This is a genomic window from Plantibacter sp. 2H11-2 (genome assembly GCF_050031945.1).
GTDB lineage: Bacteria > Actinomycetota > Actinomycetes > Actinomycetales > Microbacteriaceae > Plantibacter > Plantibacter auratus.
In genome coordinates this window covers 188,697-212,264 of the sequence record NZ_JBNBBL010000003.1, presented here as the reverse complement: position 1 = coordinate 212,264, position 23,568 = coordinate 188,697, and the positions used below count along the sequence as shown (strand labels likewise).

The 23,568-nt window shown below is 68.3% G+C and carries 21 protein-coding genes; 12 read left to right on the top strand and 9 right to left on the bottom strand.

The window, feature by feature from the left end; all coding sequences use genetic code 11:
• Positions 1-23 precede the first annotated feature (23 nt).
• The 3 genes from ACQG07_RS08755 to tkt are packed head-to-tail and all read right to left on the bottom strand — an operon-like array spanning position 24 to position 4,858.
• On the bottom strand, positions 24-1,637 hold the full coding sequence (locus ACQG07_RS08755; protein ID WP_426738037.1) for a glucose-6-phosphate isomerase: 1,614 nt from the start codon (positions 1,635-1,637) through the stop codon (positions 24-26).
• Positions 1,634-2,743 carry a transaldolase gene (gene tal, locus ACQG07_RS08750; protein WP_426738036.1) on the bottom strand — a complete coding sequence of 370 codons (1,110 nt, stop codon included), beginning with the start codon at positions 2,741-2,743 and terminating at the stop codon, positions 1,634-1,636. Before tal ends, ACQG07_RS08755 begins: the two co-directional genes overlap by 4 nt.
• Positions 2,744-2,767: 24 nt before the next feature.
• Positions 2,768-4,858 carry a transketolase gene (gene tkt, locus ACQG07_RS08745; protein WP_426738035.1) on the bottom strand — a complete coding sequence of 697 codons (2,091 nt, stop codon included), beginning with the start codon at positions 4,856-4,858 and terminating at the stop codon, positions 2,768-2,770.
• Positions 4,859-5,235: 377 nt separating this feature from the next.
• Here tkt and ACQG07_RS08740 point away from each other — a divergent pair, with 377 nt between their 5' ends.
• Positions 5,236-6,156 (top strand): heme o synthase, encoded by a 921-nt coding sequence (locus tag ACQG07_RS08740; protein ID WP_426738034.1) that lies wholly within the window; start codon positions 5,236-5,238, stop codon positions 6,154-6,156.
• Positions 6,157-6,160: 4 nt separating this feature from the next.
• A complete protein-coding gene (locus ACQG07_RS08735) occupies positions 6,161-8,710 on the top strand; it encodes a DEAD/DEAH box helicase (RefSeq protein ID WP_426738033.1) in 2,550 nt (849 codons plus the stop codon).
• A gap of 24 nt (positions 8,711-8,734) precedes the next feature.
• Here ACQG07_RS08735 and ACQG07_RS08730 read toward each other — a convergent pair whose 3' ends face one another.
• Positions 8,735-9,706: a COX15/CtaA family protein gene (locus tag ACQG07_RS08730; protein ID WP_426738102.1), complete on the bottom strand. Its 972-nt coding sequence runs from the start codon at positions 9,704-9,706 to the stop codon at positions 8,735-8,737.
• A gap of 307 nt (positions 9,707-10,013) precedes the next feature.
• Between ACQG07_RS08730 and sufB the strand changes: the two genes are divergently transcribed.
• From sufB to abc-f, 7 genes are all read left to right on the top strand, one after another.
• A complete protein-coding gene (gene sufB / locus ACQG07_RS08725) occupies positions 10,014-11,432 on the top strand; it encodes a Fe-S cluster assembly protein SufB (protein ID WP_079705963.1) in 1,419 nt (472 codons plus the stop codon).
• A complete protein-coding gene (gene sufD, locus ACQG07_RS08720) occupies positions 11,432-12,640 on the top strand; it encodes a Fe-S cluster assembly protein SufD (RefSeq protein WP_411558398.1) in 1,209 nt (402 codons plus the stop codon). Before sufB ends, sufD begins: the two co-directional genes overlap by 1 nt.
• A complete protein-coding gene (locus ACQG07_RS08715; RefSeq protein WP_064296937.1) occupies positions 12,640-12,963 on the top strand; it encodes a non-heme iron oxygenase ferredoxin subunit in 324 nt (107 codons plus the stop codon). The genes sufD and ACQG07_RS08715 overlap by 1 nt, the downstream gene beginning before the upstream one ends.
• A 4-nt stretch (positions 12,964-12,967) precedes the next feature.
• The gene (sufC, locus tag ACQG07_RS08710) at positions 12,968-13,744 is read left to right on the top strand and encodes a Fe-S cluster assembly ATPase SufC (RefSeq protein ID WP_064296938.1); all 777 of its coding nucleotides are present in this window, start codon (positions 12,968-12,970) and stop codon (positions 13,742-13,744) included.
• 28 nt (positions 13,745-13,772) lie between these two features.
• A complete protein-coding gene (locus ACQG07_RS08705; protein WP_056005622.1) occupies positions 13,773-14,102 on the top strand; it encodes a metal-sulfur cluster assembly factor in 330 nt (109 codons plus the stop codon).
• Positions 14,103-14,195: 93 nt separating this feature from the next.
• A complete protein-coding gene (locus ACQG07_RS08700) occupies positions 14,196-15,362 on the top strand; it encodes a MalY/PatB family protein (protein WP_079705965.1) in 1,167 nt (388 codons plus the stop codon).
• A gap of 120 nt (positions 15,363-15,482) precedes the next feature.
• Positions 15,483-17,081: a ribosomal protection-like ABC-F family protein gene (abc-f, locus tag ACQG07_RS08695; protein WP_056005615.1), complete on the top strand. Its 1,599-nt coding sequence runs from the start codon at positions 15,483-15,485 to the stop codon at positions 17,079-17,081.
• A gap of 80 nt (positions 17,082-17,161) precedes the next feature.
• Here the strand turns inward: abc-f and ACQG07_RS08690 are convergent, their stop codons facing one another.
• From ACQG07_RS08690 to ACQG07_RS08680, 3 genes are read right to left on the bottom strand one after another with little or no spacing between them, the layout of a single operon-like run.
• Positions 17,162-18,010 (bottom strand): SURF1 family cytochrome oxidase biogenesis protein, encoded by an 849-nt coding sequence (locus ACQG07_RS08690; protein WP_085510918.1) that lies wholly within the window; start codon positions 18,008-18,010, stop codon positions 17,162-17,164.
• On the bottom strand, positions 18,007-18,231 hold the full coding sequence (locus ACQG07_RS08685; RefSeq protein ID WP_079705968.1) for a hypothetical protein: 225 nt from the start codon (positions 18,229-18,231) through the stop codon (positions 18,007-18,009). Before ACQG07_RS08685 ends, ACQG07_RS08690 begins: the two co-directional genes overlap by 4 nt.
• On the bottom strand, positions 18,228-18,536 hold the full coding sequence (locus tag ACQG07_RS08680) for a DUF3099 domain-containing protein (RefSeq protein ID WP_086473255.1): 309 nt from the start codon (positions 18,534-18,536) through the stop codon (positions 18,228-18,230). The genes ACQG07_RS08685 and ACQG07_RS08680 overlap by 4 nt, the downstream gene beginning before the upstream one ends.
• A 161-nt stretch (positions 18,537-18,697) precedes the next feature.
• Here ACQG07_RS08680 and fabG point away from each other — a divergent pair, with 161 nt between their 5' ends.
• Positions 18,698-19,408, top strand: a complete 711-nt coding sequence (fabG, locus tag ACQG07_RS08675) for a 3-oxoacyl-ACP reductase FabG (protein ID WP_079705970.1) — start codon at positions 18,698-18,700, stop codon at positions 19,406-19,408.
• A 58-nt stretch (positions 19,409-19,466) separates the two neighbouring features.
• Here the strand turns inward: fabG and serB are convergent, their stop codons facing one another.
• Together serB and ACQG07_RS08665 are read right to left on the bottom strand one after the other, a co-directional pair.
• Positions 19,467-20,162 (bottom strand): phosphoserine phosphatase SerB, encoded by a 696-nt coding sequence (gene serB, locus ACQG07_RS08670; RefSeq protein ID WP_426738032.1) that lies wholly within the window; start codon positions 20,160-20,162, stop codon positions 19,467-19,469.
• Positions 20,159-21,403 carry a glucose-1-phosphate adenylyltransferase gene (locus tag ACQG07_RS08665; RefSeq protein WP_064296946.1) on the bottom strand — a complete coding sequence of 415 codons (1,245 nt, stop codon included), beginning with the start codon at positions 21,401-21,403 and terminating at the stop codon, positions 20,159-20,161. Before ACQG07_RS08665 ends, serB begins: the two co-directional genes overlap by 4 nt.
• A 45-nt stretch (positions 21,404-21,448) precedes the next feature.
• On the opposite strand from ACQG07_RS08665, the gene glgA reads away from it, so the two are divergent.
• Together glgA and ACQG07_RS08655 are read left to right on the top strand one after the other, a co-directional pair.
• Positions 21,449-22,630, top strand: coding sequence for a glycogen synthase (glgA, locus tag ACQG07_RS08660; protein WP_426738031.1), 1,182 nt, complete (start codon positions 21,449-21,451; stop codon positions 22,628-22,630).
• A 63-nt stretch (positions 22,631-22,693) separates the two neighbouring features.
• On the top strand, positions 22,694-23,506 hold the full coding sequence (locus tag ACQG07_RS08655) for an ABC transporter ATP-binding protein (protein ID WP_085510924.1): 813 nt from the start codon (positions 22,694-22,696) through the stop codon (positions 23,504-23,506).
• Positions 23,507-23,568 lie beyond the last annotated feature (62 nt).

Sequence of the window (23,568 nt, the reverse complement as noted above, 5' to 3'; positions counted from 1 at the left end):
GAAGCTCCTTGTGCAGTGACGCGCTAGTCGTTGACGGCGTCGAAGAGGGTGACGATGTTCTGGTCCGGCGACGTGAGGGTCAGCGTGAGGACCGGACGACCGTGCTCGGCGAGGACGCGGGCGTCGCCGCCTGCCTGGGCCTCGATGAGCTGACCGAAGGTGAACGGGCGCTCGGGGATCTCCAGGTCGACGGGGGCCGTCTCGGTGATCTGCAGGAACACGCCGTTCGCGGGGCCGCCCTTGTGGTACTGACCCGTCGAGTGCAGGAAGCGCGGACCCCACCCGAAGGTCGTGGGTCGTGCCGCCTTCGCCGCGACGAGGTCGCGGATGCTCTCGAGCTGCGGGGAGGCAAGGCGGTCGACGTAGCCCTGGATCGCGACGTAGCCGTCGGAGGGGAGCTGCGCGAGCAGTGCCTCGACGGCACCGGACAGGGTGGTCACGCCGTCGAGCAGACCGGCCGAGCCGCGGACCTCGACACCGTCGGCGACGAAGGCGGGTGCCTCAGGCTCCGGACGGTTGTCGAGCAGACCACGGGTGGCGACCTTCGCGGACTCGACGTCCGGCTGGTCGAACGGGTCGATGCCGATGAGGCGCCCGGCGACGACGGTCGCGTACTCCCACACCAGCATCATCGCGCCGAGGCTGCCGCTGACGAGGATCTCGCCCTCGTGGCGGTCGTGGCGCAGCAGGTGGAACTCGTGGGCGTCGTCGACGATGCGGACGATCTGGAGGTCGGCCGGCTTCGACTCGAGCTCGGGAGCGAGCGGGTTGAGCACGACGGGCAGCAGGCCGCGACCGGACTTACCGGTCGATTCGGCGATGAGCTGTTCGGCCCAGTCCGGGAATCCGACGATGTGCGTCCCGTCGGTGATGAGACCGACCTTGTCGCGCAGCGGAACGGTGCCGCCGATCGCCGCACCCAGGATGAGTCCCGGGTTCGACGCGTCGTCGATCGCGAGTTCGCCGAGCACCGCGTCGGCCTCGTCGAGCAATGCGCCGATGTCGACACCGGCGAGACCGGACGGCACGAGACCGAAGGCGGTGAGCGCGCTGTAGCGACCGCCGACGTTGGGGTCGGCGTTGAAGACCCGGTAGCCGGCCTCGTTCGCCGCCGCCTCGAGCGGGGAGCCCGGGTCGGTGACGATGACGATGCGACCGGCGGGGTCGATCCCCGCAGCCGTGAACGCGGCCTCGTATGCGCGGCGCTGGCTGTCGGTCTCGACGGTGGAGCCGGACTTCGAGGAGACGACGAGCACCGAGGTCTCGAGGCGGTCCGCCAGGGCCGCGAGGACCTGACCGGGAGCGGTCGAGTCGAGAACGGTGAGATTGCCGCCCAGCGTGTTCGTGATGACCTCGGGTGCGAGCGAGGAACCGCCCATGCCCGCGAGCACGATGTGGTCGATGCCCTCGTCGTTGAACTGCTCACGGAGCGCGAGGATCGGCTCGACCAGCGGGCGGGAGATGGACACCGCCTGGACCCAGCCGAGGCGCTTGGACGCCTCGGCCTCGGCCGCAGGACCCCACAGCGTGGGGTCCTGGTCCGTGATGCGCGACGCGACGAGGTCGCCGACGAGCGTCGGGACCACCGATGCGACAGCGGCTTCTGCCGCGCCGCTCACGCGGATCTTGAAGCTCACTTGGAGGCCTCCAGAGCCGTCTTCACGGTCTCGAGCAGCTCGTCCCAGGACACGATGAACTTCTCGACGCCCTCACGCTCGAGCAGCGCCGTCACCTCGTCGTAGGACACGCCGAGTGCGGCGATGGCGTCGAGGACCTCGTTCGCAGCCGCGTAGGAGCCGGTGACGGTGTCGCCGGTGATGACGCCGTGGTCGAAGGTCGCCTCGAGGGTCTTCTCCGGCATGGTGTTGACCACGCCGTCGGCGACGAGCTCGGTCACGTAGAGCGTGTCGGGGAGGTCGGCGGACTTGACGCCCGTCGAGGCCCAGAGCGGACGCTGCTTGTTGGCGCCGGCCTCGAGGAGCGCGGTGGCACGCTCGCTCGCGAACTCCTGCTCGAAGACCTGGTAGGCGAGCTGGGCGTTCGCGACGCCGGCCTTGCTCTTCAGCGCGGTCGCCTCGGGGCTGCCGATCGCGTCGAGACGCTTGTCGATCTCGGTGTCGACCCGCGACACGAAGAACGAGGCGACCGAGTGGATCGTCGAGAGGTCGTGGCCCGCGGCCTTGGCCTGCTCGAGACCGGTGAGGAACGCGTTGATGACCTCGCGGTAGCGGGTGAGGCTGAAGATCAACGTGACGTTGACGCTGATGCCGGCGCCGATGACCGCGGTGATGGCCTCAAGGCCTTCGACCGTCGCGGGGATCTTGATCATCGCGTTGGGCTGGTCGACCTTGGCCCAGAGCTGCTTGGCCTGGTCGATCGTCGAGGCGGCGTCGTGCGCGAAGCCCGGCTCGACCTCGATCGACACGCGGCCGTCGTACCCGTTGGAGGAGTCGTAGACCCCACGGAAGATCTTCGATGCCGCGGCCACGTCGTCGGTGGTGATCTCGAAGACCGCCTCGGTGACGTCCTTGCCTTCGGCGGCGAGCTGGGCGACCTGCTCGGCGTAGACGTCGCCGTTGCTGAGCGCGGACGCGAAGATCGTCGGGTTCGTCGTGACACCGACGACGTTGCGGTCGGCGATGAGCTGCTCCAGCCCACCGGACTGGATGCGTCCGCGGGAGAGGTCGTCGAGCCAGATGCTGACGCCGGCGGCGGACAGCTGGGCGGTTGGGGTTTCAGTCATGTTCGTCTGTCTCCTTCGCCCGGGCTACTTGCCGAGCGTCTCGTGTGCTGCGGAGACGACTGCCTCCGTGGTGATGCCGAACTCACGGAACAGCGTCTTGTAGTCGGCGGACGCACCGAAGTGCTCGATCGACACGGTCCGGCCGGCGTCGCCGACGATGCTCTTCCAGGTCAGGCCGAGACCCGCCTCGACGGAGACGCGTGCGGTGACGGCCTTCGGGAGGACGGACTCGCGGTACTCGGCGGACTGCTCCTCGAACCACTCGAGTGCGGGCACCGAGACGACGCGGGCGTTGACGCCCTCGCCGCGCAGGACCTCGCGGGCCTCGATGGCGAGCTGGAGCTCGGAGCCCGTCGCGATGAGGATGACGTCCGGCGTGCCGCCGGGCGCCTCGGCGAGGATGTACGCACCCTTGGCGACGTTCGACGCTGCAGCGAAGGTCTCGCCGGTGGCGTCGCCCGTGCCGCGCTCGAACACCGGGATGTTCTGACGGGTCAGCGCGATGCCGGTCGGGCCGCCGCGACGCTTGAGGATCTCGAGCCAGGCGTAGGCCACCTCGTTCGCGTCACCCGGTCGCACGACGGCGAGGTTCGGGATGGCACGGAGCGAGGCGAGCTGCTCGATCGGCTGGTGCGTGGGGCCGTCCTCACCGAGGGCGACGGAGTCGTGGGTCCACACGAAGATGGACGGCACGTTCATGAGCGCGGCGAGACGGACGGCCGGACGCATGTAGTCGCTGAAGATGAGGAAGGTGCCACCGAACGCGCGGGTCGGGCCGTGCAGGACGATGCCGTTGAGGATCGCGGCCATGGCGTGCTCGCGGATGCCGAAGTGCAGGACGCGACCGTAGGGGTTACCGGTCCACTCGTGGGTGGAGTGCTCGCTCGGGATGAACGACGCACCACCCTCGATCGTCGTGTTGTTCGACTCGGCGAGGTCGGCCGAACCGCCCCAGAGCTCCGGGATGACCGGGCCGAGGGCGTTGAGCACCTTGCCGGATGCGGCGCGGGTCGAGACGTCCTTGCCGGCCTCGAACACGGGCAGCGCCGACTCGACACCCTCGGGGAGTTCGCCGGCCTCGAGACGCTCAAGCAGCGCAGCGCGCTCCGGGTTGGCCGCGGCCCAGGCGTCGAACGTCTGCTGCCACTCGGCGCGTGCCTCGGCACCGCGGTCGATCGCCTTGCGGGTGTGCTCGATGACCTCGTCGGCGACGAAGAAGTTCTGCTCGGGGTCGAAGCCGAGCACCTCCTTGACGGCCGCGAGCTCCTCGGCGCCCAGCGCCGAACCGTGGATCTTGCCGGAGTTCTGCTTCTTGGGAGCCGGCCAACCGATGATGGTCTTGAGGATGATGAGCGACGGCTTGTCGGTCTCGGCCTTCGCGGCCTCGATCGCGTCGTTGAGCGCGTGGACGTCCTCGACGTACTCGCCCGTCTTCTTCCAGTCGACGACCTGGACGTGCCAGTGGTAGGCCTCGTAGCGGGCCTTGACGTCCTCGGTGAAGGCGATGTTGGTGTCGTCCTCGATCGAGATCTGGTTGGAGTCGTAGATCGCGATGAGGTTGCCGAGCTGCTGGTGACCGGCGAGCGAGGAGGCCTCGCTCGTGACGCCTTCCTGCAGGTCGCCGTCACCGGCGATGACGTAGACGAAGTGGTCGAACGGGCTCGTGCCGGCCTCGGCCTCGGGGTCGAACAGGCCACGCTCGAAGCGGGACGCGTACGCGAAGCCCACGGCGGAGGCGAGCCCCTGGCCGAGGGGACCGGTGGTGATCTCGACGCCGTCGGTGTGGCCGTACTCCGGGTGACCCGGCGTGAGCGAGCCCCAGGTGCGGAGCGCCTTGAGGTCGGAGAGTTCCAGACCGTAGCCGCCCAGGTAGAGCTGGACGTACTGGGTCAGCGAGCTGTGCCCGACCGACAGGACGAAGCGGTCGCGTCCGAGCCAGTCCTGGTCCTTCGGATCGCGTCGCATGACCTTCTGGAACAGCAGGTAGGCGGCGGGGGCGAGACTCATCGCCGTTCCCGGGTGGCCGTTGCCGACCTTCTCCACCGCGTCGGCGGCGAGGATGCGCGCCGTGTCGACTGCTTTGCTGTCAATGCTTTCCCACTGCAGATCTGCCACTGAATACTGACCCTTCTCATCGGAACAGGAGGCCGACGAGCGGTCGAGCCTTCTTCTGTGCGTTCGCGGCCCACGTCGTCTTCGGCGTCCGAGCACACGACACCGCTCTTCGAACTGGGTGAAGGGGGGCGCACGCGTGCACAGTGGCTGGCGAGCACTTCCCAGCATAGCGAACCCCTGCAGCCGAGGGTCGATGTTCGACGAGCGCGAACACGCGACGTCACGGATCGTCGCAGAGCTTGCAGGACGGGCGTCACCCGGTGAGGGACCGTGCGCCTGCGCACCATGAGTAGGGAGCCGCCCGCGCGTGTCGTAGAATCGTCTGCGGACCGCGCACCGGGCGAGCAGTGCGTGGTGAACCGAACGTTAGAGGAGCAATGGACGTCGCTGTAGCAGAACGTGTGTCGAGCCCCAAGCTCGGTTTCCGACGCAAGGCGAAGGCGTACATCGCCCTCACCAAGCCGCGGGTCATGGAACTGCTGCTCGTGACGACGATCCCCGTCATGATCCTCGCGAAGGGCGGTCTGCCCGACTGGTGGCTCGTCATCGCGACCGTCATCGGCGGGGCGTTGAGCGCCGGCTCCGCGGCGGCGTTCAACTGCTACATCGACCGCGATATCGACGCGGTCATGGACCGCACGAAGAAGCGCCCCCTCGTGACCGGCGAGCTCACGCCCCGTGAGGCACTCGTGTTCGCGTGGACGCTCGGCGTCGTCTCGACGGTCTGGCTCCTCGCCACCACCAACTGGCTGGCGGCCGCACTGTCCGTCGGCGCGATCCTCTTCTACGTCTTCGTGTACACGCTGTGGCTGAAGCGACGCACCCAGCAGAACATCATCTGGGGTGGCATCGCGGGCTGCTTCCCCGTCGTCATCGGCTGGGCCGCCGTCACCGGTTCGCTCTCGTGGGCACCGATCATCCTCTTCGCGGTCGTGTTCCTCTGGACGCCGCCGCACTACTGGCCGCTGTCCATGAAGTACCGCAGTGACTACCAGGCCGTCGGCGTGCCCATGCTCGCCGTCGTCCGCGGTCGTGCGCAGGTCGGCCTCCAGGTCATCCTGTACGCGTGGGCGACGGTCGTCTGCTCGCTCCTGCTCATCCCGGTGGCCGACATGGGGCTGCTGTACAGCGCCGTCGCCCTCCTGTCCGGCGGCTGGTTCGTCTACGAGACCCACCGCCTCTACAACCTCGCGATCCGCCACGAGCACGTCTCGCCGATGCGCGTCTTCCACGGGTCGATCACCTACCTGACCCTCCTGTTCCTCGCCGTCGGCATCGACCCGCTGCTCCCGTTCTGACCCGGTGGCAGACGCAGCGGAACGCGGCCGGCTGATCGCTGCGGCGGGGGAGAGCCCCGACATCGTCTTCGACCGGTTCGTCTCCTGGGCCGAGGCCGGCGGACTGAGCCTGTACCCGGCGCAGGAGGAGGCGCTCATCGGCATCGTCGACGGTGCCAACGTCATCCTCTCCACTCCGACGGGCACCGGCAAGAGCCTCGTCGCCGCTGGCGCACACTTCGCGGCGCTGAGCTCCGGTCGCCGCAGCTACTACACGGCCCCGATCAAGGCGCTCGTCAGCGAGAAGTTCTTCGCACTCGTCGAGATGTTCGGCGCGGAGAACGTCGGGATGGTCACCGGGGACTCCTCGGTGAACGCCGACGCGCCGATCGTCTGCTGCACCGCGGAGATCGTCGCCAACCTGGCGCTCCGGCACGGCGAGGACGCCGGCATCGACCAGGTCGTGATGGACGAGTTCCACTTCTACGCCGACCCCGACCGCGGGTGGGCGTGGCAGGTGCCGCTGCTCACCCTCCCGGACACGCAGTTCATCCTCATGTCCGCGACCCTCGGCGACGTCGGCGACCTCGCGCGCGACCTCGAGCGCCGGACCGGCCGTGAGACCGCCATCGTGACCGGCGTCGAACGACCGGTGCCGCTCCACTTCTCCTACGCGACCACACCGATCCACGAGACCGTGGAAGACCTCCTGCACACGGGACAGGCTCCGATCTACATCGTCCACTTCGCGCAGGCGGCGGCGCTCGAGCGGGCCCAGGCGTTGACCAGCCTCAAGGTCGTCACCCGCGAGCAACGCGACGAGATCGCCGACGCCATCGGCGATTTCCGGTTCAGCACCGCGTTCGGCACGACACTGTCCCGGCTCGTCCGCAGCGGGATCGGTGTGCACCACGCCGGCATGCTGCCGAAGTACCGACGCCTCGTGGAGCAGCTGGCCCAACGTGGTCTTCTCCGCGTCATCTGCGGGACGGACACCCTCGGCGTCGGGATCAACGTCCCGATCCGCACGGTCCTGTTCACGGCGCTCACGAAGTACGACGGCACGAAGATGCGCCAGGTGAACGCCCGGGAGTTCCACCAGATCGCCGGTCGTGCGGGTCGGGCCGGCTACGACACCGCGGGCACCGTCGTCGTCCAGGCTCCCGAGCACGAGACCGAGAACCTCAAGCTCATCGAGAAGGCCGGCGACGACCCGAAGAAGCGCCGGAAGATCATCCGGAAGAAGGCGCCGGAGGGGTTCGTGTCGTGGGGGGAGCCGAGCTTCCAGCGTCTCGTCGCGGCCGAGCCTGAGACATTGACCAGCCACATGCAGCTCACCCACGCGATGATGCTCAGCGTCATCGCACGCGGCGGTGACAGCTTCGGCACCATCCGCTCCCTCGTCTTCGACAACCACGAGCCTCGGGCGAGACGATTCGCCCTGGCCAGGCGCGCGCTCGAGATCTACCGCACCCTCCGCACGGCAGGCGTCATCACCCAGACGATCGACCCTGAGACGGGTGAGGTCGTCATCGGCCTCACGGTCGAACTGCAGCCGAACTTCGCGCTCAACGCTCCGCTGTCGCCGTTCGCCCTCGCCGCGTTCGAGCTGTTGGACCCCGCGGAGCCCGGCTTCGCCCTCGACGTCATCTCGGTGGTCGAGTCGACGCTCGACGATCCGCGCCAGATCGTCATGGCCCAGCTGCACCTCGCCAGGGGCGAGGCCGTGCAGGCGATGAAGGCCGAGGGGATCGAGTACGACCAGCGCATGGAGCTCCTCGAGGCGGTCACCCATCCGAGACCGCTGGCGGAACTCCTCGAGGCGGCGTTCACGAGCTACACCGCCGCGCAGCCGTGGGCACTCGACCTCGAGCTCCGCCCGAAGGCGGTCGTCCGCGACTTCATCGAGCGCGCACTGAACTTCAGCGAGTTCGTCTCGTTCTACAGTCTCTCGAGGTCCGAGGGACTCGTCCTGCGATACCTCTCCGACGCCTTCCGGGCGATCCGGCAGAGCGTGCCGGACGAGTTCAAGGACGAGGAGCTCCAGGACCTCATCGAGTGGCTCGGCGAACTCGTCCGACAGGTCGACTCGAGTCTGCTCGACGAGTGGGAGGAACTGTCCCACCCGGACCCCGAACGCCATGCGGAGGCGAGTCGGTCACTCCCGCCCACGCCACGGAGCGTTCTCGCCAACCGCCGGGCGTTCACCGTCCTCGTCCGGAACGAACTCTTCCGCCGGGTCCAGCTCGCGTCGCTGGAGCACTACGACGCGCTCGGCGAGCTCGACGCGTCGGCCGGATTCGACGCCGACACCTGGGCCGACGCCATGGATCCGTACTTCGAGGAGCACGGTGAACTCCCGACCGGTGCTGCAGCACGGAGCCCGGCGCTGCTGGTCGTCGACGACGAGGACGAGCGCCCCGTCGGCGACACGGGCGGTGTCTGGCGGGTACGTCAGGTGTTCGCCGATCCGGCCGGCGACCATGACTGGGGGATCAGCGCGGTCATCGATCTCGACGCCTCCGACGAGACCGGGACCGCGGTCGTCCGCGTGACCGCGGTCGGGATGCTCTGAGTCGTCAGCAGGCGCGCTGAGCCATCAGCGGGAGACGCTGAGGGATGCCGACTCCTCGACGCGTGACGCGGTCCGGACCGGGATCCGCTGCTGCAGCACGACCCAGGTCATCGCGGCGACGAGCAGTCCGGCGAGCACCATGTGCAGCCCGACCAGCACCTCGGGGAGTCCGAGGCGGGCCTGGGTGAGCCCCACGATGATCTGCACCACTTCGACCGCGAGCAGCGTGGAGACCGCGGTGCGCACCCCGCGCGACCCGCGGCGGGCACCGAGGGCGATCGCGCCGATGAGCAGCAGGATGGTGCCGGCGAGCGTCGCGTAGGCGGGCCAGCTGTGGAGGTGCTGGAGGAACTCGGGGTCGAACCCGTTGCGCGGCGCCGGCACCTCCTTCGAGTTGTCGCCGGCGTGCGGGCCCGAGCCCGTCGTCAGGATGCCGAACACGACGGTGACGGCGACGAAGAGGCTCGTCAGGTGGACGACGCCGAGGTACCAGCCGGGCATGACCTTCACCGCACCACGGGGCCCGCGGTAGACCCGATGGACGAGCATCGTCGCGAGGGCGACCAGGACGATCGAGATGACGAAGTGCAGCCCGACCACGTACGGGTTCAGCCCGGTGAGGACGGTGATGCCGCCGAGGACCGCCTGCGCGGGGATCGACAGGCCCTGGAGCAGGGTCAGTCGGAAGAGGTCGGGGCGCTGCCGGCGCATGCGGATCACCGCGAGGAACGCGGCGATCACGATGGCCGCGAGGACGAAGGTCAGAAGTCGGTTGCCGAACTCGATGAAGCCGTGGATGCCCATCTCCGGCGTGTTGACGAAGGAGTCGTCCGTGCAGCGCGGCCACGTCGGGCATCCGAGCCCGGAGGCCGTTAGACGCACGGCACCCCCGGTCCCGATGAGGACGAGTTGGAAGGCGAAGGAGAGCCAGGCGACGACCCGTACGCGCTTGTCGATCGTCGTCGGCAACCACTGCCAGAACCGGGTGGCCCGCACCCGGTCTGGAAGGGACGGTGCCGGCGTCGGTCGACCGGCGGTCTTGGAGTGGTGTGACACGGGTCGATCCTTCGGTTCGCGGTGGCCACGGCTGCGGTATCCACCGTCCTCACCCACAACCCACAGGAAGCTGTAGGATTATGAGGTTCACGGTGCGCGCGAGAAGCGCCATGGTTCATGAACATTGTAGGTTCGCGAAGAAGCCGCCCGCACATCCCCTCCCCAATCCGCTCCGATCAGGCGCGTGCCATGGGAGGGAATGACGACCTCCAGCCGGTGGTTGTCTCCAGGGAGGAAAGAGGGACACATGTCAGACATCCTGATCGATCGCCCGGAGCTCGCCGGACTCGGCCAATACGAGTTCGGATGGCACGACGGCGACGTCGCCGGCGCTTCAGCGCGCCGCGGCATCTCCACGGAGGTCGTGGCCGACATCTCCGCACTGAAGAACGAACCGGACTGGATGCTGCAGCGCCGCCTCAAGGCCCTGCAGCTGTTCGAGCGCAAGCCCATGCCGACGTGGGGCGCCGACCTCTCCGAGATCGACTTCGAGAACATCAAGTACTTCGTCCGCTCCACCGAGAAGCAGGCTCAAACCTGGGAGGACCTGCCGGACGACATCAAGAACACCTACGAGAAGCTCGGCATCCCCGAGGCGGAGCGCCAGCGCCTCGTCTCCGGCGTCGCCGCGCAGTACGAGTCCGAGGTGGTCTACCACCAGATCAACGAGGAGCTCGAGGCGCAGGGTGTCATCTTCATGGACACCGACACCGCGTTGCGCGAGCACCCCGAGTTCTTCGAGGAGTACTTCGGCACGGTCATCCCGTCCGGCGACAACAAGTTCGCCGCGCTGAACACCGCCGTATGGTCGGGTGGCTCCTTCGTCTACGTGCCGCCCGGCGTGCACGTCGAGATCCCGCTGCAGGCCTACTTCCGGATCAACACCGAGAACATGGGCCAGTTCGAGCGCACGCTGATCATCGCCGACGAGGGCAGCTACGTGCACTACATCGAGGGTTGCACCGCGCCGATCTACAAGTCGGACTCGCTGCACTCCGCGGTCGTCGAGATCATCGTCAAGAAGAACGCCCGCGTCCGCTACACGACGATCCAGAACTGGTCGAACAACGTCTACAACCTGGTCACGAAGCGCGCTACGGCCGCCGAAGGCGCGACCATGGAGTGGATCGACGGCAACATCGGATCCAAGGTCACGATGAAGTACCCGTCCATCTACCTCATGGGCGAGCACGCCAAGGGCGAGACCCTGTCCGTCGCGTTCGCCGGTCCCGGCCAGCACCAGGACGCCGGCGCGAAGATGATCCACATGGCTCCGTACACGCAGTCGTCCATCGTCTCCAAGTCGATCGCCCGAGGCGGCGGACGCGCGGGATACCGCGGCGAGGTCCGGGTGGACGCCAACGCCCATCACTCGGCCAACACCGTGCGCTGCGACGCGCTCCTGGTCGACACCATCTCCCGCAGCGACACGTACCCGGCGATCGACATCCGGGTGGACGACGTCCAGCTCGGACACGAGGCGACGGTGTCCAAGGTCAGCGAGGAGCAGCTCTTCTACCTCATGAGCCGCGGCATGCCGGAAGACGAGGCCATGGCGATGATCGTCCGCGGCTTCATCGAGCCGATCGCCCGCGAACTGCCCATGGAGTACGCACTCGAACTCAACAAGCTCATCGAGATGGGCATGGAAGGATCCGTCGGTTAATGACGACTGCAGCACCGACTCAGACCGAAGGACAGCACGGCATCACGGCACACAGCGACGGCGCAGGACGCGTCATCCCGGTGCAGACCCGATCGGAGCGCTTCAGCTCCTATGATGTCGCCGACTTCCCAGCGGTGACGGGACGCGAGGCGGTCTGGAAGCTCAGCCCGGTCGCGCAGTTCACCGACCTCACCGCGGGGGAGCTCGACGGCTCACCCACCCCGATCACGCACGACGACGTCGACGGTTTCAGCGTCGAGTGGATCAGTCGCGACGACGCCCGCGTCGGCTCCGCCGGCGTGCCGGAGGAGCGCGCCTCCGCGAACGCCTGGTCGAGCTTCGACCAGGCACTGGCGATCTCGGTCACGGGCGAGGAGCCCAAGACCCTGCGCCTCGAGCGGAGTGGGCTCGGCGACGGCGCCCGCGCTGCGCACACCGTCATCACCGCCGCGCCGTTCAGCCGTGGCCTCATCATCATCGAGAACGCGGGCGACGCCCGCCTCACCGAGAACGTCGAGATCGTCGTCGGCGAACAGGCCGACGTGACCGTCGTGACCGTGCAGTGGTGGGACGACGCCGCCGTGCACCTCGCCAGCCACTTCGCGTCCATCGGTCGCGACGCCCACCTCAAGCACGTCGTGGTGTCGCTCGGCGGCAAGGTCGTCCGGGTGAACCCGACCCTGCACCTCGCCGGTCAGGGCTCGGACCTCGACTCGCTCGGCGTGTACTTCTCCGACGCGGGTCAGCACCTCGAGCAGCAGGTCTACATGCACCACGACGCACCGAACACCCGCGGGCGCGTGACCTACAAGGGCGCACTGCAGGGCGAGGGTGCGCGGTCCGTGTGGATCGGCGACGTCCTCATCAGCAACCGTGCCGTCGGCACCGACAGCTACGAGCAGAACCGCAACCTAGTCCTCTCCGACGGCACCCGTGCCGACTCCGTGCCGAACCTCGAGATCGAGACCGGCGACATCGCCGGTGCCGGTCACGCGAGCGCGACCGGACGCTTCGACGACGAGCAGCTCTTCTACCTGCAGGCTCGAGGCATCCCTGAGGACGAGGCACGACGACTCGTCGTCCGCGGCTTCCTCGTGGAGATCATCCAGCAGATCGGTGACACCGAGCTGCAGGAGCGCCTCTCGGCGGCCATCGAGGCCGAACTGCTCGGCGCCGACGGACAGGGCACCGGCGGAGCGCAGCACTGATGGCGACGAAGGTGTGCTCGTTCGACGAGCTCGCCGTCAACCAGGCCAAGCGGGTCGTGGTGGACGGCGTGCCGATCGCCCTCGTGCGCGACGCGTCGGACGAACTGTTCGCGATCGGCGACGTCTGCACCCACGGCGACATCTCGCTGTCCGAAGGCTTCGTCGAGGACGGCAACCTCGAATGCTGGGCACACGGCTCGCAGTTCTCGCTCACGACGGGCAAGCCGCTCACCCTTCCGGCCTACGAGCCGGTCCCCGTCTACACCGTCGAGCTCATCGACGGTGACATCTACATCGACCCGACCGCAACGAAAGAGATCTAGCACCATGTCAGTCCTCGAAATCCGCGACCTGCACGTCAGCGTCGAAACAGAGCAGGGCACCAAGCCGATCCTGCGTGGCGTCGACCTCACCATCCGCACGGGCGAAACGCACGCGATCATGGGTCCGAACGGTTCGGGCAAGTCCACGCTCGCGTACACGATCGCCGGCCACCCGAAGTACACCGTCGACAGCGGATCCATCACGCTGGACGGCGAGGACGTCCTCGCGATGAGCGTCGACGAGCGCGCCCGTGCCGGACTCTTCCTCGCGATGCAGTACCCGGTCGAGATCCCCGGCGTCACGGTCACGAACTTCCTCCGCACGGCGAAGACCGCCGTCGACGGCGAGGCGCCCGCGATCCGCGGCTGGATCAAGGACGTCCGCGAGTCGATGAAGAACCTGCGCATGGAGCCTGCCTTCGCCGAGCGCAACGTCAACGAGGGCTTCTCCGGTGGCGAGAAGAAGCGTCACGAGATCCTCCAGCTCGAGCTGCTGAAGCCGCAGTTCGCAGTCCTCGACGAGACCGACTCCGGCCTCGACGTCGACGCCCTCAAGATCGTGTCCGAGGGCGTCAACCGCGCCAAGGAGAACACGGGCCTCGGCGTCCTGCTGATCACGCACTACACGCGGATCCTCCGCTACATCAAGCCGGACTTCGTGCACGTCTTCGTCGCCGGCAAGATCGCCGAGCAGGGCGGTCCCGAGCTCGCCGACCGACTCGAGAACGAAGGCTACGACCGTTTCCTCGTCGATGCCGTCGTCGCCCCGGAAGGTGCCTGAAGCCGCGCGAGCGGTCTAAGATAACGACATGGTAACAACGCTCAGTCCGCAACGATTCGACGAGGTCGAAGAGGCGCTCAAGGACGTCATGGACCCCGAGCTCGGGGTGAACGTGGTCGACCTCGGTCTCATCTACGACCTGGGTTGGGATGACGAGAACGACGCGCTCATCATCCACATGACCCTGACCTCCGCCGGATGTCCGCTCACGGACGTCCTCGAGGAGCAGACGGGTCAAGCGCTCGACGGCATCGTCGACGCCTTCCGCATCAACTGGGTGTGGATGCCGCCGTGGGGCCCGGAGCGCATCACGGACGACGGGCGCGACATGATGCGTGCCCTCGGCTTCTCGATCTGATCGAACCTCCCCGACGACGGACGGCTGCATTGCAGCCGTCCGTCGTCCTGTTCCCGGCAGCGTCGTCCGGCTGATCCCGGATAGGGTCGAGGCATGACCGAGATCGTGTCCGCAGACCCCCTCGACGTCCTGCGCAGCCGGACGAGCGAGAAGTGGTCCGAGTACTCCGACGACGTCCTGCCCATGTTCGTCGCCGAGATGGACGTCCCCCTGGCACCCGTGGTCCGCGATGCCCTGCACGCGGCGATCGACCGCGGTGACGCCGGGTATGTCGCGAGCCGCACACGGCTCCCACAAGCGTTCGCCGACTTCGCAGCGCGACGCTGGAGATGGGACGTGGATCCCGGCTCCGTGTTCACCACCGCCGACGTCAGCATGGGCATCGTCGAGATCCTGCGGCGCGTCATCTCGCCCGGCGAGGGCGTCGTGATCACCTCGCCGGTCTACCCGCCGTTCTTCGACCTCGTCACCGAGGCCGGGGGAGTCGTGGTGGATGCCCCCTTGCTCGGGTCCAGCCGCGCCGACGATCCCGCCGGGGGCTGGCGGCTCGACCTGGACGGTCTCGAAGCCGCCTTCCGCAACGGCGCGAAGGCGTTCCTCCTCTGCAACCCGCACAACCCGGTCGGTCGGCCGCACACGGTCGACGAACTCCGCTCGGTCGCCGCGCTGGCCGCGCGGTACGGGGTCACGGTCGTGAGCGATGAGATCCACGCTCCGCTCACCCAGCCGGGCGAGCGGTTCGTCCCCTATCTCAGCGTGTCCGACGAGGCCGCCGAACACGGGTACGCCGTCCTGTCGGCGAGCAAGGCCTGGAACCTCGCCGGCCTGAAGTGCGCGGTGATGGTCACCGCCGGCCCCGGGCCGCGGAGCGTGGTCGCCGGGATGCCGGTCGAGGTGTTCTGGCGGACGGGCCAGTTCGGTGTACTGGCTTCGGTCGCCGCCTTCGAGGCCGGAGAGCCCTGGCTGGACGGGCTCCTCGGGTTGCTCGACGGCAACCGGCGGCTGCTCGGTGAGCTGCTGGGCACCGAGTTGCCCGAGGTCGGCTACCGTCCGCCTGCCGCCGGGTACCTCGCCTGGCTGGACTGCACCACGCTCGGTTGGACCGAGCCCCCGGCGCGGCGCATCCTGCGCGAGGCGCGCGTGGCCCTGCAGGAGGGAGCCCCGTTCGGGCCCGGCGGCGTCGGCCATGCACGACTCAACCTGGCCTGCTCACCCGAGCTCCTCACCGAGGCGGTCGGACGGATCTCCGCCCTGCGTTGACTGCTGTCCGGCCGCACCGGAACGGCCGCGGTGCTGAGCATCGGATTCACGATTTATACTGGGAGGCTGACCCCCACCCTCCGCGTTGTCGAAACGCACTTGAAGAAATGGACTATGCCTGTGCTGAGTGTGCACGACCTCGAGATCCGCGTGGGGGCACGCGTGCTCATGGAGCACGTGAACTTCCGCGTGTCCGCCGGCGACAAGATCGGCCTCGTCGGCCGTAACGGTGCCGGTAAGACGACCCTGACCAAGACGCTCGCGGGGGAGACCCTCCCGACGAACGGCAAGATCGATCGCGGTGGCGAGATCGGGTACCTGCCGCAGGACCCGCGCTCCGGCAACCCGGAGGACCTCGCCCGCACCCGCATCCTCGACGCGCGTGGTCTCGGCCAGCTCGCGCTCGGCATGCACGAGTCGAGCATGGCCATGGCGAGCGACGACCCGAAGGTGGCGGAAGCCGCCATGAAGAAGTACGGCAACCTCACCGACCGGTTCAACGCGCTCGGCGGGTACGCCGCAGAGGCCGAGGCGGCCTCGATCGCGTCGAACCTGAACCTGCCCGACCGCATCCTCGATCAGCAGCTGAAGACACTCTCGGGTGGACAGCGCCGCCGCATCGAACTCGCGCGCATCCTGTTCTCCGACGCCGAGACGCTCATCCTCGACGAGCCGACCAACCATCTCGACGCCGACTCCGTCGTCTGGCTGCGTGAGTTCCTCAAGCAGTACAAGGGCGGGTTCATCGTGATCTCGCACGACATCGAGCTCGTCGGCGAGACCGTCAACCGGGTCTTCTACCTCGATGCGAACCGCACCGTCATCGACATCTACAACATGAACTGGAAGAACTACCAGCGTCAGCGCGAGGCCGACGAGGAGCGCCGGAAGAAGGAGCGCACCAACGTCGAGAAGAAGGCGACGGCGCTCCAGCTCCAGGCGGCCAAGTTCGGTGCGAAGGCCAGCAAGGCGGCCGCAGCCCACCAGATGGTGGCTCGCGCCGAACGGATGCTCTCCGGGCTCGAAGAGGTCCGCGCGCAAGACCGCGTGGCCAAGCTGCGGTTCCCGACCCCGGCGCCCTGTGGCCGGACGCCGCTCATGGCGAGCAACCTGTCGAAGAGCTACGGCTCGCTCGAGATCTTCACGGCCGTCGACCTCGCGATCGACCGTGGCTCGAAGGTCGTCATCCTCGGATTCAACGGCGCTGGCAAGACGACCCTGCTGCGGATCCTCGCCGGAGTGGACCAGCCCGACACCGGGCAGCTCGAGCCCGGGCACGGCCTGCGGATCGGCTACTACGCGCAGGAGCACGAGACGATCGACGTGAAGCGCAGCGTGCTCGAGAACATGGTCTCCTCGTCGCCGAACATCACCGAGATGGAAGCGCGCAAGGTCCTCGGCTCGTTCCTGTTCACCGGCGACGACTCCAACAAGCTCGCGGGCGTGCTGTCCGGTGGCGAGAAGACGAGACTCGCTCTCGCGATGATCGTCGTCTCGGGCGCGAACATGCTCCTCCTCGACGAACCGACCAACAACCTCGACCCGGCCAGCCGTCTGGAGATCCTCGACGCGCTCGCCCACTACGAGGGTGCCGTCGTGCTCGTGAGTCACGATGAGGGCGCCGTCGAGGCGCTCAACCCCGAGCGGGTGCTCATCCTGCCCGACGGCGTCGAGGACCACTGGAACAAGGACTACCAGGACCTCGTCAGCCTGGCCTAGCGCCAGCGGGCCAGCGCGCCCGGCCCGTGAGCGTCACGGGCCGGGTGCGCCCCGTCCGTCGACGGCTCGGGCCGGTCGGGTCAGCGACTCGCTTCGAGGATCTCATCCTCGATGTCGGCGTCGGACCGTGCCTTCGCGGCGAGCCGTTCGGCGCGCGCAGCCGCACGCCGCTGCTCCTTCGGGTCGTCGGAGTTCAGGATGCGGTACTCCTGACGGATGGCATAGGCGAGGAAGATGAAGCCCATCAGCGCGAAGACCACCCATTGCAGCGCGTACGAGAGGTGCATCCCCTCGTTCGGCTCGGGCTTGATCGGACCGAGCGGTGCCGCCTCGGCAGGCGCCGGGCTCTCCGAGAGGAGCATGCCGTACGCACCGGAGTAGAGCGTCTCGCCGCGGAGTTCGGCGATCTGCGGGAGGTTGATCGTGGCCACCTGGCCGTCGGCGGCCCCGCGGCCCGGGAGCGTCGGTTCGCCGGGTCGGATGCGGACGACGACCGAGACCTCACCGCTCGGAGGGGCCGGGACCGACTCGGGTGCTTCGAGTGAATCGTTCGCAGCGACCCAGCCACGGTCGACGATGAACACGTCTCCGTTGGCAAGTCGGAGCGGCGTGAGGACGTTGAAGCCCGCCTGGTTGTTCCGGGGACGGTTCCGGACCAGCAGCTGTTCGTCAGGCAGGTAGGTGCCACTCATCGACACCGGGTGCCATTCGTCGGCCACGCTGAAGGAGTCCAGCGACGGCAGCGCTTCGTCGAGCGGGATCGGGGTCGCGTCCCAATTGGTCTCGATGCGCTGGACCTCCTCCTCCTTCTCGCTCGCGCGGGCGAGCTGCCAGTTGGAGAGGAGGACGCACACGATCGCGAACACGATCGCGACGCCGAGGTAGCCGAGCCAACGGCGGCTGAAGGCGAACCGCCAACCCGCGCTCATGAGCCGACCGCCGACGCCAGCGGACGCCGCTCGAGCGGGAAGGAGCGGGCTTCGAGGAAGGCTTCCAAGAAGTCGACGTGTTCGTCGCAGGCGGTCCAGACCTTCACGCGGTCCTCCGCGTGGATCTTCGGATTGCGCCACTCGATCCGCCAGCTCGCCGCCGCGCGGCAGCCGGCCCGGGAGCAGATCACGCCGTCGGGCTCGGCACCGAACCCGATCATGCCTGGTCGGCCGGACGAGGCGGAACCGAGTCGTCGACGATGATCGGCCGCTGGGACACGACGACACCGGTGGGGCGCTCGATGGCCCCCTGCGACGGCAGCGACCCGGCGTTCGCGATGATGACGGCGACGTACGGCAGGAAGATGGCACCGGCTGCGACCGCGAACATCCAACCGCCCTGGACGAACGGGAGCGCAGCGAGGCAAAGCAACCGGACACCCATGGTGATCGAGTACTTGATGAGCCGCTGCCGGCGCTCTTGTTCGGGAGCCGGTGGGAGGGAGGTGATGCTCTGCTGCTTCATGCCATGACCAGCCTACGCGCTCGGCGGGTGGGCGAAGCCCCCAAATCACCGGGAGAACTGGAGGACCCCCATATGCTGGTACGGGTCCGCGGCCGGAACGCCGCGCGCCCCGACGGCCGCCGCACGAGTCGGCCGGTATCGCCGCAGGAGAGGAATCGACCATGACCGCACCACGCACCGTACTCGTCACCGGAGGCAACCGGGGGATCGGCTTCGCCATCGCCGAGGAGTTCGTCGCGCAGGGTCACCGCGTCGCCGTCACCGCACGATCCGGCGAGGGCCCCGCGGGCACGTTGACGGTCCGCGCGGACGTCACCGACGCAGCCTCCGTCGACGCGGCGTTCACCGAGATCGAGTCGGAGCTCGGGCCGGTCGAGGTGCTCGTCGCGAACGCGGGCATCACGAAGGACACCCTGCTCATGCGGATGAGCGAAGACGACTTCGACCAGGTGGTCGACACGAACCTCGGCGGGTCCTTCCGCGTCGTCAAGCGTGCGTCCAAAGGCATGCTCAAGGCACGCTTCGGGCGCATCGTGCTCATCTCCAGCGTCGTGGGCCTCTACGGGTCCGCCGGACAGGTCAACTACGCGGCCTCGAAGAGCGGCCTCATCGGCATGGCGCGGTCCATCACCCGCGAGCTCGGTGCACGTGGGATCACGGCGAACGTGATCGCCCCGGGGTTCATCGAGACCGACATGACCGCCGAACTGCCCGCAGAGACCCAGGCCGAGTACAAGAAGAGCATCCCGGCAGCGCGTTTCGCGAGTGCGAACGAGGTCGCGAAGGTCGTCACGTGGATCGCCGGTGACGACGCGGGCTACATCTCCGGCGCCGTGATCCCGGTCGACGGCGGCCTCGGCATGGGTCACTGACCCGGGCAGCACCGCACCGAGGAGAACCCGACATCGGGCGCTGACCCCGACGCGCGGATCAGATCCCGAGGAGCGGGAGGACGCCGGCGAGGTCGACCCGGCCGGCGACGACGTCGGCATGGCGGCGGACGATCGGCTTCGCGTTGAACGCGACCGAGAGGCCGGCGACGGCCATCATCTCGAGGTCGTTGGCTCCGTCGCCGATCGCGATCGTCCGTCCCAACGGCACGCCGTCCTCGTCGGCCCACTCCTGCAGTGCGGCCGCCTTCGCCGCCGCGTCGATGATGGGACCGCTGAGGCCTCCCGTCAACCGACCGTCGGCGGTCTCGAGGCGGTTCGCCCGCACATGGTCGAGGCCGAGTACCTCAGCGAGCGGGTCGAGCAGTTCATGGAACCCGCCGGACACGACACCGATCCGTGACCCGTGCGCATGCAGCCGGCCGATCAGCGTCTCCAGGCCGACCGTCGTCCGGATCCGTTCGGCGATCACCGGGATCCGGTCGACGGGCAGGCCCGCGAGCGTCGCGACCCGGGCCCGGAGGCTGTCGGCGAAGTCGAGGTCACCGCGCATGGCGCGCTCGGTGATGGCGGCGACCTCAGGAAGGCTGCCGACCTCCTCGGCGAGCAGCTCGATCACCTCGTTCTGGATGAGCGTCGAGTCGGCGTCGAGGACCGCGAGGAACCGGACGCCTCGTCCGGCCTGTGGGGGGAGTGCTGCCTCGGGATCCGCCACTGCCGAACGCTCGGTACTCATGGAACGACGCGTACTCCCTTGCCAACCACGGTGAGACCGGATTCGGTGACGGTGAAACCGCGAGCGCGGTCACGGTCGTGGTCGACACCGACGCTCGCGCCGGAGGTGACCACCACATCCTTGTCCAGGATAGCCCGCTTGACGACGGCGTCCGGTTCGATGTGGACCTTGTCGAACACGACCGAGTCGGAGACGTGGGCGCCGGATTCCACGAGCGCCCATGGCCCGAGGACACTGCGCTCGATGTGGGCACCGGACAGCAGCGAACCGAGGGAGACGATCGAGTCGATGGTCTGGCCGAGGTTGCCCTTCGCGTCCCGCACGAACTTCGCCGGCGGCGAGTTCAGCTGAGAACTGAAGATCGGCCAGTCGCGGTTGTACAGGTTGAAGATCGGGAGCGTCGAGATGAGGTCCTGGTGGGCCTCGTAGAACGACTCGATCGTCCCCACGTCGCGCCAGTAGTAGCGATCGCGATCCGTCGAGCCGGGCACGTCGTTCCGCTGGAGGTCGTAGACGCCGGCCTCGCCGCGATCGACGAAGTACGGGACGATGTCGCCACCCATGTCGTGGTTCGAGCTCGTCACCTCGCCGTCGTCGATGACCGCCTGCATGAGTGCGTCGGCGTCGAAGACGTAGTTGCCCATCGAGGCGAGCACCTCGCCGGGGGAGTCGGGCAGGCCCGGCGCGTCGAGCGGCTTCTCGAGGAAGCGGGCGATGGTCGTCGGGTCGTCCGCGTCGACGTCGATGACGCCGAACTGGTCGGCGAGGGAGATGGGCTGACGGATCGCGGCGACCGTCGCCTTCTTGCCCGAGGCGATGTGCGCCTCGATCATCTGCGCGAAGTCCATGCGGTAGACGTGGTCGGCGCCGACGACCACGACGATGTCGGGCTTCTCGTCGCGGATCAGGTTGAGGCTCTGCAGGATCGCGTCGGCGGATCCGCTGAACCAGCGCTTCCCGAGACGCTGCTGCGCCGGCACGGACGCGACATAGGAGTCGAGCAGGCCGGACAACCGCCAGGTCTGCGAGACGTGGCGGTCGAGGCTGTGGGACTTGTACTGGGTGAGGACGACGATCTGGGTGAGTCCGGAGTTGATGAGGTTCGACAGCGCGAAATCGATCAGGCGGTACTGCCCGCCGAACGGTACGGCCGGTTTCGCGCGGTCTGCGGTCAGCGGCATCAACCGCTTCCCTTCCCCACCAGCGAGGACGATTCCGAAGATCTTCTTTGAGGCGGCCATGGCTTCACAATAGATGCCGGACGAGACCTGTACTAGCGTCTAGACATGCGAGTTGATCTTGTGACAAAGGAGTACCCGCCGGAGATCTACGGCGGCGCAGGCGTCCACGCGTCGGAGCTGGTGAAATCCCTCCGTAGCGACATCGACGTGACCGTGCGCTGCTTCGGCGCTCCACGCGACGAGGCCGACACCGTCGCGTACGGTGTCCCGGCCGAGCTCCAGGGGGCGAACGGCGCCCTCACGACCCTCGGGACGGACCTCCTGATCGCCCAGGACGTCGCCGGGGCCGACCTCGTGCACTCGCACACCTGGTACGCGAACGGCGCCGGTCACCTCGCGTCGCTGCTGCACGGCATCCCGCACGTCGTGACCGCGCACAGTCTGGAGCCGCTCCGCCCGTGGAAGGCCGAGCAGCTCGGCGGCGGGTACCGCGTGTCCAGCTGGATCGAGCAGTCCGCCTACGAAGGCGCCGCGGCCGTCGTCGCGGTCAGCGACGGCATGCGTCGCGACATCCTACGGTCGTACCCGAGCCTCGACCCGGCCAAGGTGCAGGTCATCTACAACGGCATCGACCTGACCGACTGGCAGCCACGCGTGGACGACGAGCTGCTGCGGTCCCTCGGCATCGACCCGTCCCGTCCCTCCGTCGTCTTCGTCGGTCGGATCACCCGTCAGAAGGGGCTGCCGTACCTGCTCCGCGCGGCCCGACTGCTGCCGCCCGACGTGCAGCTCATCCTGTGTGCCGGCGCTCCCGACACCCCGGAGATCCTCGCCGAGGTCAAGGGGCTCGTCGAGGAGCTGCAGCGCGAGCGCACCGGGGTCGTGTGGATCGAACGACTGCTCCCGCGTCACGAGCTGTGCACCGTCCTCACCGCCGCCACGACCTTCGTGTGCCCGTCGATCTATGAGCCGCTCGGCATCGTCAACCTCGAGGCGATGGCCTGCGGTGCCGCCGTGGTCGGGACGGGGACCGGCGGCATCCCGGAGGTCGTGCAGGACGGTGTGACCGGCAGGATCGTCCCGCTCGCGCAGGCCTCCGACGGCACCGGCACCCCGCTCGACCCGGAGCGCTTCGTCGCCGACCTCGCCGCCACCCTCACCGAGGTCGTCCAGGATCCCGCCCAGGCGAGGGCCTACGGGGCCGCTGGTCGCCGACGCGCGGAGTCCGACTTCAGCTGGTCGCGCATCGCCACCCAGACGGCGGAGCTGTACCGCAGCCTGGTCTGAACCACCTGCGGACACCTCGGAGGACGGCGACGCGCGACGAGTCTTGGCGGATAGGCTAGGACCATGCCGAGCGTGTTGCAGTTCTCCGATGTGTCCGTCGTCCGTAATCTCAACCCCATCCTCGATGGCGTCGACTGGACGGTGACGGGCGACCAGCGATGGATCGTCCTCGGCCCGAACGGCGCCGGCAAGACGACGCTCCTGCAGCTCGCGGCGACGCTCATCCACCCCTCGAAGGGCACGGTCTCCGTGCTGGACGAGACGCTCGGCCGGGTCGACGTCTTCGAACTGCGCCCGCGCATCGGCTTCGCATCCTCCGCCCTCGCGAAGCGGGTGCCGCCGGAGGAGACCGTCCTGGACGTCGTGCTCACGGCGGCCTACTCGGTCACCGGGCGCTGGGTCGAGCAGTACGAGGACATCGACGTGAAGCGCGCGTCGCGGGTCCTCGCGGAGTGGAAGCTCGACCACCTCGCCGACCGCCGCTTCGGCACGCTGAGCGACGGCGAGCAGAAGCGCGTGCAGATCGCGCGGGCCATCATGACCGACCCCGAACTCCTCCTGCTCGACGAGCCGGCCGCGAGCCTCGACCTCGGCACGCGCGAGGAGCTCGTCGAGCTGCTCGGCGGCTACGCGAGCGCCGACGACTCACCGGCGATCATCATGGTGACCCACCACGTCGAAGAGATCCCCGTCGGGTTCACCCACGTCCTGCTCGTTCGCGACGGCGGCATCGTCGCCGCCGGCCCGATCGCCGAGACACTCACGGCCGAGCACCTCAGCGAGACCTTCGACCTCCCGATCGAGCTGAGCGAGGAGGACGGCCGGTTCCACGCCCGCTCCGTCCGCGCCGGACGCTCGGCCGTCGCCCCCTCCTGACCGCCACGCCTCGGCGAGTCGTCCTCGGCTGGCGAGCAGATGCGCGCCGAGTCTGGTAAAGT

What these genes read in the sequence shown, in the direction of transcription:
- tal (WP_426738036.1), bottom strand. Translation starts at nt 2,743, where the DNA reads ATGACTGAAACCCCAACCGCCCAGCTGTCCGCCGCCGGCGTCAGCATC.
- ACQG07_RS08740 (WP_426738034.1), top strand. Translation starts at nt 5,236, where the DNA reads ATGGACGTCGCTGTAGCAGAACGTGTGTCGAGCCCCAAGCTCGGTTTC.
- sufB (WP_079705963.1), top strand. Translation starts at nt 10,014, where the DNA reads ATGTCAGACATCCTGATCGATCGCCCGGAGCTCGCCGGACTCGGCCAA.
- sufD (WP_411558398.1), top strand. Translation starts at nt 11,432, where the DNA reads ATGACGACTGCAGCACCGACTCAGACCGAAGGACAGCACGGCATCACG.
- ACQG07_RS08715 (WP_064296937.1), top strand. Translation starts at nt 12,640, where the DNA reads ATGGCGACGAAGGTGTGCTCGTTCGACGAGCTCGCCGTCAACCAGGCC.
- sufC (WP_064296938.1), top strand. Translation starts at nt 12,968, where the DNA reads ATGTCAGTCCTCGAAATCCGCGACCTGCACGTCAGCGTCGAAACAGAG.
- ACQG07_RS08705 (WP_056005622.1), top strand. Translation starts at nt 13,773, where the DNA reads ATGGTAACAACGCTCAGTCCGCAACGATTCGACGAGGTCGAAGAGGCG.
- ACQG07_RS08700 (WP_079705965.1), top strand. Translation starts at nt 14,196, where the DNA reads ATGACCGAGATCGTGTCCGCAGACCCCCTCGACGTCCTGCGCAGCCGG.
- ACQG07_RS08690 (WP_085510918.1), bottom strand. Translation starts at nt 18,010, where the DNA reads ATGAGCGCGGGTTGGCGGTTCGCCTTCAGCCGCCGTTGGCTCGGCTAC.
- ACQG07_RS08685 (WP_079705968.1), bottom strand. Translation starts at nt 18,231, where the DNA reads ATGATCGGGTTCGGTGCCGAGCCCGACGGCGTGATCTGCTCCCGGGCC.
- ACQG07_RS08680 (WP_086473255.1), bottom strand. Translation starts at nt 18,536, where the DNA reads ATGAAGCAGCAGAGCATCACCTCCCTCCCACCGGCTCCCGAACAAGAG.
- fabG (WP_079705970.1), top strand. Translation starts at nt 18,698, where the DNA reads ATGACCGCACCACGCACCGTACTCGTCACCGGAGGCAACCGGGGGATC.
- serB (WP_426738032.1), bottom strand. Translation starts at nt 20,162, where the DNA reads ATGAGTACCGAGCGTTCGGCAGTGGCGGATCCCGAGGCAGCACTCCCC.
- ACQG07_RS08665 (WP_064296946.1), bottom strand. Translation starts at nt 21,403, where the DNA reads ATGGCCGCCTCAAAGAAGATCTTCGGAATCGTCCTCGCTGGTGGGGAA.
- glgA (WP_426738031.1), top strand. Translation starts at nt 21,449, where the DNA reads ATGCGAGTTGATCTTGTGACAAAGGAGTACCCGCCGGAGATCTACGGC.
- ACQG07_RS08655 (WP_085510924.1), top strand. Translation starts at nt 22,694, where the DNA reads ATGCCGAGCGTGTTGCAGTTCTCCGATGTGTCCGTCGTCCGTAATCTC.